This is a genomic window from Enterococcus lemanii (assembly GCF_016909125.1).
In the GTDB taxonomy this organism is placed as follows: Bacteria; Bacillota; Bacilli; order Lactobacillales; family Enterococcaceae; genus Enterococcus_I; species Enterococcus_I lemanii.
This window is the reverse complement of record NZ_JAFBFD010000032.1, coordinates 1-12,406: the sequence shown is the minus strand read 5'-3', so window position 1 is coordinate 12,406 and position 12,406 is coordinate 1. Positions and strand designations below refer to the sequence as shown.

Annotated in this window: 11 protein-coding genes and 1 pseudogene; 10 read left to right on the top strand and 2 right to left on the bottom strand. The window is 37.9% G+C overall.

The window, feature by feature from the left end:
- Positions 1-220: 220 nt before the first annotated feature.
- The 7 genes from JOD14_RS09560 (at position 221) to JOD14_RS09530 (ending at position 6,552) form a co-directional block, all read left to right on the top strand.
- Entirely contained in the window at positions 221-985 is a 765-nt protein-coding gene (locus JOD14_RS09560) for an IclR family transcriptional regulator (RefSeq protein ID WP_204654601.1), read from the top strand.
- A 129-nt stretch (positions 986-1,114) separates the two neighbouring features.
- Complete coding sequence (gene kduI, locus JOD14_RS09555) at positions 1,115-1,951, top strand: 5-dehydro-4-deoxy-D-glucuronate isomerase (protein WP_239576163.1); 837 nt, start codon at positions 1,115-1,117, stop codon at positions 1,949-1,951.
- Between the two features lie 42 nt (positions 1,952-1,993).
- A complete protein-coding gene (locus JOD14_RS09550; protein WP_204654600.1) occupies positions 1,994-2,785 on the top strand; it encodes a gluconate 5-dehydrogenase in 792 nt (263 codons plus the stop codon).
- 116 nt (positions 2,786-2,901) lie between these two features.
- Complete coding sequence (locus JOD14_RS09545) at positions 2,902-4,083, top strand: MFS transporter (protein WP_204654599.1); 1,182 nt, start codon at positions 2,902-2,904, stop codon at positions 4,081-4,083.
- Positions 4,080-4,727 carry a bifunctional 4-hydroxy-2-oxoglutarate aldolase/2-dehydro-3-deoxy-phosphogluconate aldolase gene (locus JOD14_RS09540; RefSeq protein WP_204654598.1) on the top strand — a complete coding sequence of 216 codons (648 nt, stop codon included), beginning with the start codon at positions 4,080-4,082 and terminating at the stop codon, positions 4,725-4,727. Before JOD14_RS09545 ends, JOD14_RS09540 begins: the two co-directional genes overlap by 4 nt.
- A gap of 1 nt (position 4,728) precedes the next feature.
- Complete coding sequence (locus JOD14_RS09535; RefSeq protein WP_204654597.1) at positions 4,729-5,742, top strand: sugar kinase; 1,014 nt, start codon at positions 4,729-4,731, stop codon at positions 5,740-5,742.
- Positions 5,743-5,754: 12 nt separating this feature from the next.
- Positions 5,755-6,552 (top strand): hypothetical protein, encoded by a 798-nt coding sequence (locus tag JOD14_RS09530; RefSeq protein ID WP_204654596.1) that lies wholly within the window; start codon positions 5,755-5,757, stop codon positions 6,550-6,552.
- 55 nt (positions 6,553-6,607) lie between these two features.
- Here JOD14_RS09530 and JOD14_RS09525 read toward each other — a convergent pair whose 3' ends face one another.
- The gene (locus JOD14_RS09525; protein ID WP_338031685.1) at positions 6,608-8,461 is read right to left on the bottom strand and encodes a DUF2264 domain-containing protein; all 1,854 of its coding nucleotides are present in this window, start codon (positions 8,459-8,461) and stop codon (positions 6,608-6,610) included.
- Positions 8,462-8,605: 144 nt separating this feature from the next.
- Between JOD14_RS09525 and JOD14_RS09520 the strand changes: the two genes are divergently transcribed.
- The gene (locus JOD14_RS09520; protein ID WP_239576161.1) at positions 8,606-10,270 is read left to right on the top strand and encodes a heparinase II/III family protein; all 1,665 of its coding nucleotides are present in this window, start codon (positions 8,606-8,608) and stop codon (positions 10,268-10,270) included.
- 41 nt (positions 10,271-10,311) lie between these two features.
- On the opposite strand, the gene JOD14_RS09515 is transcribed toward JOD14_RS09520, so the two are convergent.
- On the bottom strand, positions 10,312-11,373 hold the full coding sequence (locus JOD14_RS09515; protein ID WP_204654595.1) for a LacI family DNA-binding transcriptional regulator: 1,062 nt from the start codon (positions 11,371-11,373) through the stop codon (positions 10,312-10,314).
- A 186-nt stretch (positions 11,374-11,559) separates the two neighbouring features.
- On the opposite strand from JOD14_RS09515, the gene JOD14_RS09510 reads away from it, so the two are divergent.
- Together JOD14_RS09510 and JOD14_RS09505 are read left to right on the top strand one after the other, a co-directional pair.
- A complete protein-coding gene (locus JOD14_RS09510) occupies positions 11,560-11,964 on the top strand; it encodes a hypothetical protein (protein WP_204654594.1) in 405 nt (134 codons plus the stop codon).
- A pseudogene (locus tag JOD14_RS09505) lies at positions 11,954-12,316 on the top strand (DUF2264 domain-containing protein); the annotation flags it as partial. The gene JOD14_RS09510 and the pseudogene JOD14_RS09505, both read left to right, overlap by 11 nt.
- Positions 12,317-12,406: the final 90 nt, after the last annotated feature.

The window sequence follows — 12,406 nt, the reverse complement described above, 5'->3', positions numbered from 1 at the left end:
TAACCAAACAAAATGCAAGCGCTTTCTCCTTGGGGATCAGATTTTTTTAAGGGCTAAATTGCAATATCAAGTGCGTAAAAATGAATAGAAACAGCGGTCATTCGTTTTTTATAAAGATTGAACAGATGAAAAAAATAAAACAATTGGCTTTTTTATAAATTCTATGTTAAAATTTCCTGTAAAATGATTTTGTTTTCCAAATAGGAAAGGAACGGATGAGATGGAAGATAAAAAACCATACGGGACGGTCTTGATTCGAGCGGCTAAAATATTAGATTTTTTAGCTTCGAAAAGTCAAGGGGTGCCGCTTAAAGGGATTGCAGAAGCCGTTGAAATGACGACATCAACCACTTTGAAAATTTTAGATACATTATTATTAATTGGTTATATTAGTCGAAATGAACGCGATAAGACTTACTTTTTAGGGCCGGCTTTAGTGAAATATAGTAGTCAGTATTTTGAACATTCGATTTTGAAAAATGTTGCGACGCCAGAGTTAGAGAAGTTGCAAAATAGTGTCGATGAAACGATCCATCTAGGGATTCCCAATGGCCAAGAGCTGGTTTATTTGGATAAATTAGAACCAAAAAAACAATCAATTTTTATGTCTTCAAAAATTGGCGTGAGCCGCCCACTCTATAGTACAGCAATGGGTAAAATCTTTTTATCATCATATGACGATAAAAAATTAGATTATTATTTTTCAGAGGTACCCTTAGCGGCCTATACTGAAAAAACCATTACGAATAAATTTTTACTACAAAAAGAACTAGAAGAGATTCGTCAAACACAAGTGGCTTATGACGATGAAGAAATGGAAAAAGATTGTTTTTGTATCGCGATGCCAATTTATGGAAAAGAAAATATTGAAGGGGCATTTAGTGTCAGTATGCCGAAATTTCGGGGGACTCCCGAATACGTGAATCAAATTATTGAAAAAATGACAGAAGCTAAACAAGAAATTGAAGCCAAAATCCATCCTTAGTCAGGGTGGATTTATTTTTTTGTGCGAAAGGGGTTGCAATTTAAAATTAACTCGCTATAATCAAAAGTATAGAATTTCTTTTTTAGAAAAGATATTTCTTAATAGGAAATTAAAAGTGAGGTTATCGAAATGGAAATGGAAACAAGATATGGTAGTAGCCCGTCAATGATTCGTCATTTTTCAACGGAGCAATTAAGAGAGGAATTTTTAGTTGAAGAATTATTTGTTCCTGGAAAAATCTTATTGACATACACACACAATGACCGAATGATTTTTGGTGGTGTAACGCCAACAACAGAAGCGTTAGAAATCAAGTTATCAAGTGAACTAGGAGTCGACTACTTCTTGGAGCGCCGTGAATTAGGTGTTATCAATATTGGTGGTCCAGGTTCAATTGTAATTAATGGTAACGAAGAATCGATGAAAAACCAAGATGGTTATTATATCGGAAAAGAAACGAAGCAAGTTGAATTCAAATCAGATGATGCAAGTAATCCAGCGAAGTTTTACTGTGTATCCGTTCCAGCGCACAAAATCTATCCAAATGTCAAAATCAGTATTGATGAAATTACACCATTTGAGACAGGCGAAGCGAAAACACTCAACAAACGTAAAATTTTCCAATATGTGCATCCGAATGTTTGCGAAAGCTGCCAATTACAAATGGGTTATACAATCTTAGAAGAAGGCTCAGCTTGGAATACGATGCCTTGTCATACACACGAACGTCGTATGGAAACGTACCTATACTTTGATATGGATCCAGACACACGTGTATTCCACTTCATGGGTACACCAGATGAGACAAAACATTTGGTAATGGCAAATGAACAAGCATGTATTTCACCAAGTTGGTCCATTCATACAGGGGTTGCAACAGCGGATTATACCTTCATTTGGGCAATGTGCGGTGAAAATATCACTTATACAGACATGGACATGGTTGACATGAAGGACTTGAAATAAAATAAATCACAAATTCTTTAATACAAAAGAGGAGAAACAATTATGACAAAATTTAGCATGGATTCATTTCGTTTAGACGGAAAAGTTGCTTTAGTCACTGGTGGGATTTACGGGATTGGTTTTGGTATTGCGACTGCACTTGCGGAAGCTGGCGCAAAAATTGTTTACAATAGCTTGACGCAAGAAGCGGTAGATGAAGCCAAGGCTGATTATGAAAAATTAGGAATTGACGCAAAAGGTTATGTTTTTGATATCACAGATGAAGCCGCTGTTGCAGCTGCTGTGAAGCAAATTGAAGAAGAAGTTGGTGTAATTGACGTATTAGTTAATAACGCCGGGATTATTAAACGTATCCCAATGTTAGAAATGACCGCAGAAGACTTCCGTCAAGTCGTTGACATTGATTTAACCGGTCAATTCATTATGGCTAAAGCAGTATTACCAGGAATGATTGAAAAAGGACACGGGAAAATCATTAATATTTGTTCAATGATGAGTGAACTTGGACGAGAAACAGTTAGTGCCTATGCAGCAGCCAAAGGCGGATTAAAAATGTTAACCAAAAATATTTGTTCAGAGTTTGGTGAACACAATATCCAATGTAATGGGATTGGACCAGGCTACATTGCAACACCACAAACAGCGCCATTACGTGAAGACGGTCATCCATTTAATGATTTCATTATTGCAAAAACACCGGCTGCACGTTGGGGAACAGTGGAAGATTTACAAGGAGCAGCAGTCTTCTTATCTTCTGAAGCGTCTGATTTTGTCAACGGTCATGTATTGTATGTTGATGGTGGAATTTTAGCCTACATTGGGAAACAACCTTAAAGAACATTTATAAATAAAGATTGAATTCAAGCTTTATTTAATCAGGCTAGGATAAACGTCAATTTGAGTTTAGACCTAGCCTTTTTTGACGATAGAATACGATGGGATAGAGATAAATGAGATACAAAGAATTAAGTGCTTCAGATCGCTACATTTTGCTATGTTGTTATTTTATATTTTTTGTTAATGGCTTTTACGCCATGGTTTTTGGCGCGATTATTCCATTAATTAGTACTGAGTATCAACTGAGCGATACCGTGAGTGGTTTACTTTTATCGGGGCATCAACTCGGTAATTTGATTGCAGGATTAGTCGCGGGGATTTTACCCGTTTATTATGGCCGGAAAAAATCAATTTTATTTTTAAGTAGTTTTGTGATGCTCGGTTTTTTCTTAATGATTATCACGGGGAATCCGTTACTTCTAATTAGTGCCTTTTTCTTTACGGGAATTAGTCGTGGGAGTATCTCAAACTTTAATAATAAGACCGTAAATGATATTTCGCACAGTGATCCTGCCGCGCTAAATTTGTTACATAGTACATTTGCCGTGGGGGCCTTAATTTCACCGTTTTTAGTTGTCGGAGCTGGCCGCTGGTTTGGCGCAACGGGCTGGAAGTGGGTCGCGGGTTTGATTATTGGTTTGATTCTGATTTCCCAAGTGATGTTTAGCAAAATGGATGTGAATGAAGAAGTTGAGGTAACTAGTCAAAAAGTGAAGGATTACTCCTTTTTTAAAGATCCATTATTTATAAATACGGTCATTATTTTATTTTTTTACTTGTGTGCAGAATCGGTGATCACAGGTTGGTTAGTTAAATACTTTATTGATGCTCAAATTCTTCAAGTGACACAAGCCCAATTGATTTCTTCTTTATTATGGGTTGCTATTTTACTCGGTCGTCTATTTTGTGTATTTTATGGCCATCATTTTACAAAAGGCAATTTAATTACAGGAATTAGTTTAGGGATGACGGTTTTTTATTTCTTATTATTGAGTAGTACGAGTCTAAAAATGATTTTATTTTCAGTGATTGGGCTTGGTTTTACAATGGGTGGTGTTTACCCAACAGCGATGACGATCGCGGGTGTTTCGATTAAAAAATACCCGATGGCGATGGGTTGGTTATTGATTATCGGTGGCGTGGGGGCAATTTTAATGCCTACGATTACAGGCGTTTTATCGGAAAAATTCAGTGTTTTTGCCGGTATTGCAGCAGTTGTGGTTGCCATTGTGATTATGTTTATTGGTGTACTTTGGTATCGATTGGTAAATGAAAAGAAAGAAGGATTAAGATGAGAAAAGCAAAAACGTTAAATCAAGTAGTTGAAAATGGTGTCGTAGCCGTGATTCGTGGAAAATCAAAAGAACAAGGGTTAGGCATTTGCAAAGCCAGTGTTGCTGGTGATTTAAAATCATTAGAAGTGGCTTATACAACACCAAAAGCGAGTGAAATTATTGCGGAATTAAAAGATTTTTATGTGGATGATCCAACGGTTGTGGTAGGCGCAGGGACCGTTTTAGATGCGGTAACCGCACGATTAGCCATTGAAAGTGGTGCTGATTTTATTGTGAGTCCAGCTTTTGATGCAGAAGTCGCTGTGATGTGTAATTTATACCAAATTCCTTATATGCCTGGTTGTATGACAATTACTGAAATTACAACCGCATTAAAATCAGGTGTAGATATTATCAAAGTTTTCCCTGGTGACATTGTTGGTTCTCGTTTTATTAAAGATGTAAAAGGGCCACTTCCATATGTAAACTTAATGCCAACTGGTGGGGTAAACTTGGATAATATGGCTGAATGGTTTGCTAATGGTGTGATTTCAGTTGGAATTGGCAGTGATTTAACACGTGGTTTAACAGGTGATAATTTTGAAGTCGTTACCCAAAACGCGCAAGCCTATATGGCGAAGTTACGCGAAATTCGAGGTGAATAAATTGAGTAAAGTTTTAACTTTAGGTGAATTATTATTACGCTATTCAACGAATCAAGGCGAGCAACTTAGCCAAGCTTCTTCTTTAAACTTACACTACGGGGGCAGTGAAGCCAACGTAGCGATCGGCTTGTCTAGTTTTGGACATGAAGTGAAACTCCTATCAAAGCTTCCTGATAATGCGATTGGTCAAGGTGCAATTTATCAGCTAAAACGCTTTGGTGTCAACACAAATGACATTCATTTTGCAGAAGGTCGGATGGGGAGTTACTTTGTCGAAACCGGTGCGGGGCCACGTGCGACTTCCGTTGTTTATGATCGTAAGTACTCAGCTTTTTCGTTTGTTGAAGCAAATGAATGGGACTACGATACAATTTTTGATCAAGTTTCGTTATTTCACGTTTCTGGTATTACGCCGGCCTTATCGCCTGCGTTAGCCCAGTTAACGATTGACTTTGTGAAAGCAGCGAAAAGTCGTGGGGTACTCGTTTCTTTTGATAGTAATTATCGTGGGAAACTTTGGAGTTTAGCAGAAGCTAGCGCTGTTTTTGCAAAAATTTTACCATATGTTGATTATTGTTCGATGGGGACACTGGATGCACTGAATATCTTAGGTATTGAAGCGGCCGATTCAGCATACTCTGAAGAAGAAGCCTTAGCGTATTACTATCAAAAAATGCAAGAAAAATACCCGAACATTGAAGTGTTCTATTCGACACGTCGGGAAGTGGTTTCAAGTGATGAAAATTATCTTACAGGTACCTTGTGGATGGATCAAACGTATTATACGTCGAAAAAATACCATATTCCTTATATTGTGGATCGCATTGGCGGAGGCGACGCTTTTTCAGCCGGTGTCTTGCACGGGTTGTTAAAAGGACAGGATGCCCAAGAGATTATTGACTTTGCAACAGGCAATACCGTGTTAAAACATACGGTAGCTGGCGATGCACTTGGTCTAAGTGAAAAAGAAGTTGCTGCTTTTGTTCAATCGGATTCAAGTAAAATTAGTCGATAGGAGCGAGCTTTGTTGTTAACATTAAAGATTAAAAACGATGCGCATATTATTGCGGAAAGAAGTCATCAAACCCAAACATATTTAGCACTTAAAGATTATACTTACCAAGCCGGTGATGTAATCGAATTAGCAATCACTTCTTTTCCAGCGTTTGTTTGGATTCAAGTCGATGAGGCAATCGAGCCAAGTCTCGTTTACATGACGAATGCAACCTGGGAATACCCGGTCATTTTTGATGATTTGTTGCGCTTAGCCTATTCGCCTAAAATTTTTACAGGTAAAAAGCATTATCTACGCGCGTGGTTACCGACCCGAGAAGAGTTGGCAACTAGACGTAATTTAGCACGTAATGCGCATGATCAAAAAGAAGATAGTCAAGCTTATCCGCATGCATCTGCCAACGTTGAAACACGTAATGATTCAACTTTCTTTGCACGCAATGCAATTGACGGTGTTTTAGCAAATGAAGACCATGGACCGTATCCATATCAATCTTGGGGAATTAATCAAAGAAAAGATGCGGAAATTACGATTGATTTTGGTCGAGAAGTTATCTTAGATCAACTGGCGCTTGTTTTAAGAGGCGACTATCCACATGATAGCTACTGGACGCAGGTGACGGTTGAGTTTTCAGGTGGTCAAACGCTTGATCTGGCAACGACCAATCAGTTAGACCAACAATTTTTTGAAATTGAACCCATTCAAACAACTTTTGTAAAACTAAAAGATTTGATTAAAAATGAAGATGAATCACCATTCCCAGCTTTAACTCAAATTGAAGCGTATGGTGTAGAAGTAACGAAGGACTAAATGAAAAAACTCAAATACTCGAAAGCGTAGTAACGCCAAGAGTATTTGAATTTTTTTATGATGAAAGAACGATTTCTTTCAAAGTTAAGGCATAGTCGCGGTTGTCATAAGTATAATGGAGGACGTTTTGCTCTAAGTGTGCGTGAATAGAAGAGGCGACTTCTTTTGCTTGCGCATCCCCTAAACAAGCAAGTAGCAAGGTATGGTTCCCTGCTGTAATTTGTGTTTTTCCGCTAACAAGGGCTGTTTTGGAATAAAGTAAGTTGGTGTTTGGTTCGGGATAAGTTACCTGACAAGTTAGCTTCTTGCAAAGGTCTTTTATTCCGATAATCCCTTTTGAACTTTGGTAAGCGACGAAATTTGGAGTGGCTTTAATTTCAAACCCATCTTGTGGGGCGGAAAAACCACCACAAATAAGAGACAAATCCCGATCTGTTTCAATGAGGTGCAAACGTAAATGCCAAGGATAACACGGAATCAGAAATGTTTTGATTGTAACGTTTGGCCATGGTTGCCAACAAGCGTACACATAATTTTCGTGAATGGCATAATCTTTGTAGCCAAAAACCGTGCGGTAGTGCGTGTCGCTTTCAGAAACGGCTAGTGTATTATCAAAAGCTCCTTGTTTTTCGAGTGTAGCGCCTTTTGAAACGCTAAAACCAAAAGTAGTTGAATAGACAAATTTTTCATATTTCGCCTCGCCATGTGCGTGTTCATGGGAATGTTGTCCAGCGGTAAACGCTTGTAATTCATTTTGATTTGGGCTGTGGACCAGGAGCATTCGACTATATGGGTTGCGTTTTTTTAACGAAAAAGTCGGTGCTTGAGGCGTTGTTTGCCAAAAAAAAGCCTCATCGTCTATGGCTAAAATAATGAAGTTTTTAAAAGACCAATAAGGTGAACCAGGAGCATTATACCCTTCAGCCACGACTAAATTAGGGTAATAATACCCAATACTTAAATAACCTTCTGCTGTAAAAATGGGTTGTTGGAACCAATGATGCATATTTTTACTTAAGAGGTATTTTGTTTCGGCTATAGAGACGTTCAAGCAATCAATGCCTGCAAAGGCTGCAATGGCAAAATAACTCGATTGCGCAAAACGATAGGCTAAACTACGACCAAAAGGTAAAGCAACGCCTTCCATAGTGAACCATTCTTTAAAACTTTGGGCAAAAATACCCCCGCGTTGCTTAAATTGTTCCGCGTAAGGACAATTTTTTCGAGGCGTTAGTTTGGCATACAATAAGCCATAATATTGCATCCCGAAAGGAATATAATAATCAATTTGATTCACGTAACCATCAAAATACCAACCATCGTCTAAATAATATTGTTCAATTTCAGCTAAATCAGTGAGGAGTTGTTGGTCACTGGCTAATAAGTCAACGGTCTCGAAAAAAGTATTTACTAAGATTCTGAAAAAGAGCCAATTGGTATTAGGGATGGTGTGTTGGTTGATTTGATCTAACCAGTTAAAAAGATAGTGTTGCTCCGTCGCATTTAAAGTTGACCAAAAAGTATCTTTAGTAAAAATTAAATACGTCGCTAAAGCCCCCATTTCAACAAACAACTGATCATAGTCGTGTAACGTTCCCCAGTAAAGCGAGTCATTTGGATTCGTGCCGGTTAAAATCCCTTGATTAATTTGTTTAAAAAAAGATTGGTATTCAATTGTTTTTTGCGCATTTGAAAATAGTGGTCCAAAGCCCCATAAAGTTCGTAGAAAAACTTCAATATCACGCCTGTCAACGTTATAAACCGAACCGCTATCACTTAAATGGACCCGTCCAGGCGTTTTTTGTTCAGCCATTAAATGATAAACAGGTTCGGCAAGTTCAATTAAAGCCCTTTCAAAATCTTGTTTCGTTTGTAATGGATTTTGTTTGAGTTGCTGTTGGAAAATCACAATAAATCCCTCCCTTAAGTCCATTGTACTTTATTTAGTAAAAAAATAAATACTTTTGTTGTTTTTTCCTAAAAAACTTTTATTTATTTTACTTATTCGGTATAATGTTAAGAAAACGGATACAAAAGAAGGTGGGGAATCATTTTGTTAAGTGAAACGTTAAAAATAGAAATACTCAAAGAAGCCAAGCGATACGTCGAACAGGCGGATATTCCGGTTTTGCCAGTTGCGACTTATGAAGAATATTTAATGACCGGGAATCGCTTAGCCTTTGAAAAGCACTATTTTGAAAGACGACGTCAATTGACGGTCTTAGGTCTGGCTTTTTATTTAGAAAAAAGCAATGCCGTTAAAGAGCAATTGGAACAAGTGATTTGGGAAATTTGCAATGAGTATGCTTGGTCACTACCAGCCCATTTACCAGTGATTGATGGCGCATTTGGTTTAGAAAGTTCAGAATGGCTTGATTTGTTTTCGGCAGAGACTGCGCAAGCTTTAAGTGAGCTAGATGAATTAGTTGGTGACGCTCTATCCCCTTTTATTCGACAAAGAATCAATGAGGAAGTAAACAGACGGGTACTCGTTCCTTTAGAAAAACGACGATGGGACTGGGAATTTAAAGAAAATAATTGGAGCTCGGTGATTGCAGGTGCGATTGGCTTAACAGCTTTATCGCTTTTACCTAAAAATTCCCCTCGTCAAAAACAAATCATTCAACGTTTGGATTTGGCGATGCAAAGTTATTTAATGAGTTTTGGTGAAGATGGTGCGTGCGTCGAAGGAGTTGGTTATTGGGCTTATGGTTTTGGCTATTATCTTTATTACGCACAGAAATTAGCAGAGGTGACGGGAGATACAACCTATTTAGAACTAGAAAAAGTTAAAAAAATTGCAGCCTTCCCTTATTTTACCATGCAAAAAAAAGGGGAATATGTGCCCTTTTCAGATTACTCCGCCGTCGATTTGCCAACGGGTTTGATGAGTTTTTGTGCGACGTATTTCCAAGTAATGGTTCCTGAAATGGCTCAAACTAGTCCGTTAGATTTTGATCATTGTTACCGCTTTGCGCATGTTTATCGTAATTTAACTTGGGATCAACCAACTGTTTATACGAACGTATCTAGTTCAAGTAATCATTTTTTCGCAGATGTGCAGTGGTGGATTGTACGTGACCAAGAAAATCAACTTTTTTTTGCAGCGCGTGGTGGGAATAATGCCGAAAGCCATAACCATTTGGACGTCGGTCATTTTATTTTTGGATCGATCAAAGAATTATTATTAACCGATATAGGGGCTGGCGAATATACGAAAGACTATTTTAATGATTCTTTGCGTTATCAAATCTTTCCCAATAGTGCCCTAAGTCATTCAGTACCGCAAATCAATGGTGCTTGGCAAATACCTGGTAAAGGTCAGGCGAAAGTGATAAAAGTAAATGCACAACAACTTACGTTAGACTTAAAGGCGATTTACCCAGAAGGGCTAGTCAAGAAATTCGAGCGTCATTTTTCTTTAGAAGGAAAAACATTGAAAATTGTCGATGAGTTTGCTTTTGAACAACCCCGAAACGAAATCATTGCGAACTTTGTTAGTGCCGTTAAGCCACATCAAACGGCAAGTAAAATTGAGTTGCATGGACAAGAATCAAAAGGGTATTTGCAATTGGATGCCAGTTTTGAAGAGCAATTGATTTTTGAAAAAACTTATGTGAACCACCAAGGAATAGATGAGATAGCCTATGTTGTTCAAGGGCGTTATGAACGAGGGGAAGTCGGCAAGATTGAAACGGTGATTCGGTTGGAAGGGTAAAAGAAGCAGAAACGCTAAAATGACAGCGTTTCTGCTTCTTTTTATGATTCTAGCATTCGCGGAGCTGCGGTCGATTGGCGCACCACTAATTCGGTACTTAAAAAGAGTCGTTTGGCAATACCGGGCGAAGCAATTCGTTTATGCAACAAATTAACGCCAACTTCACCCATTTCTTCGGTAAAGGCATGAACAGAAGAAAGTGGGGGAGAAACGTACTGGGAGATAGAAATATCGTTAATTCCCATCACGCTAATTTCCTCGGGAACCTTTAACCCCTGCTCTTTTAGGGAATGGATGACGCCAATGGCAAAGGCGTCGTTTGCGGCTAAGATTGCCGTAGGGAGTTTAGTTCCCCATTTGCTCAAAGCTTCGGTTGTCAAGTCCTCAGCTGTTTTTACGTCAAGTTGGCTATTTTCTTTTAAGATAAAATAATCTTGATCAAATAGTTGATAAGCCTGCATCATATCGAGGTATGTGTTGGTTGTCGGTGTTTTATAGCGACGATAACCGTATAAGTTGTCACTTTCTTCGGCACCGATGTAGGCAATTTTTTTATGTCCCAAATCAAACAAATGTTGTAAAGCAAGTTCCGTCGCTTGTGAAAAATCGGTGTTAACCGAATCATAGTCATCAAGTGGAAAGTTACTGCCGATGACGCAGAGGTTTGGATGTAACTTATTTAGTTTTTCTACTGTTTCTTGCGTGAATTTACCAATTGCGATGAGGCCATCAACAGCGGCGACGCTTTGTTCATCGATTTGTGAGATTTTTAAGACGTTGTAGCCAAGTTCTTCGGCACGTTTTTCCACGCCGAGTCGAATCGACATGTAATAAATATCGTCGAGCTCTTCGTCATCGCTACGCCACTGGATAACACCGATGGAAGGATCCTTTTGCAAAGGCTGATTAGTAGAGGAAGTTTGTTTTTCGTCGTTTTTCTTTTGTTTCTTTTTATACTTCGTGTAATTTAGTTTTTCTGCTGCTTCAAAAATCTTTCTCTTAGTGTCTTCCGTTACAGATAAAGTAGGGTCGTAATTTAAGACTCGAGAAACAGTTGAAATAGAAACAGCGGCTTCACGAGCGATATCAGTAATTGTAGCCATGGAAAAACCTCCTTTTCTTCATAATTGATACCTCTAGTATAGGTCTTTTTACTAAAAAAAAGCAAGAAAAATATATTTTTTGTAAAAATAATTGTATTTTTCGTAAAAAAATGTTGCATTTCGATAAAATAAGAGGTAATATCAAGAGTGAAGAAAGCGTTTTACTAAAAATAAAAGGAGCTTAGCATGTTTAAAAAGTGGGTGATAAGCCTGTTGTTATTCGTTTTTTTAGTTTCTTGTACGACGTTTGAAAAGGAAGAAGAAAAACAAAACAAAAATTTTAGTAAAGAAATTGATACATCTATCAAAAGAAAAGCACGTGTTGTTTCCAACGAAGAATTACAAGAAGGGGCAATTCCTTTATATGAATGGATTTTTCTAGAAGGGCAAATTATTCAAACCGATCAAAAAAACAATGAGATTACTAAAGGGACGCGCTTTATTTTACAAAATGGGGACTATCAGTATCAAGTTATAAATGAACAAACGACAAGTAATCTTAATTTAGGTGATTTTGTCTGTGTATATGGTGAATATTATGGCTTTATTAAAGCAAGCTTAATTGAGAGGTACGGCGAAAATGATCAATGAAAGAATTCGTGGGAATTGTTTTGAAAGTTATTCTGAAGTGAAGCAAGGGTTTGAAGATCTCTTTGCCCCATTAGTACCATTGTTTTCAAAAAATAATCCTGGGCGTCTAAATTTAGGCTCGCATGGTACGGTTTATACAAAAGCAACAAGTGAAGTCGAAGCGTTTTTGCGTCCGTTATGGGGGCTAGGCCCTTATGCAACTCAAAATGTAACAGAGACACTCGAAACTTACTTACAAGGAATTATCGCTGGAACAGACCCAACGTCACCGAGTTATTGGGGCGATGTTCAGAACTATGACCAATTGATTGTAGAAATGGCCTCGTTAAGTACGTTTATTTTATTAACTAAAACTTGAAACATCCAAAACCCGGCTAAACCCCTGATATAACTGAGTTCCGGACAATAAAAATAGCATAAACTTCTCCAAATTGGTAAAATA

What these genes read in the sequence shown, in the direction of transcription:
- JOD14_RS09560 (WP_204654601.1), top strand. Translation starts at nt 221, where the DNA reads ATGGAAGATAAAAAACCATACGGGACGGTCTTGATTCGAGCGGCTAAA.
- JOD14_RS09510 (WP_204654594.1), top strand. Translation starts at nt 11,560, where the DNA reads ATGTTTAAAAAGTGGGTGATAAGCCTGTTGTTATTCGTTTTTTTAGTT.
- JOD14_RS09545 (WP_204654599.1), top strand. Translation starts at nt 2,902, where the DNA reads ATGAGATACAAAGAATTAAGTGCTTCAGATCGCTACATTTTGCTATGT.
- JOD14_RS09540 (WP_204654598.1), top strand. Translation starts at nt 4,080, where the DNA reads ATGAGAAAAGCAAAAACGTTAAATCAAGTAGTTGAAAATGGTGTCGTA.
- JOD14_RS09515 (WP_204654595.1), bottom strand. Translation starts at nt 11,373, where the DNA reads ATGGCTACAATTACTGATATCGCTCGTGAAGCCGCTGTTTCTATTTCA.
- kduI (WP_239576163.1), top strand. Translation starts at nt 1,115, where the DNA reads ATGGAAATGGAAACAAGATATGGTAGTAGCCCGTCAATGATTCGTCAT.
- JOD14_RS09550 (WP_204654600.1), top strand. Translation starts at nt 1,994, where the DNA reads ATGACAAAATTTAGCATGGATTCATTTCGTTTAGACGGAAAAGTTGCT.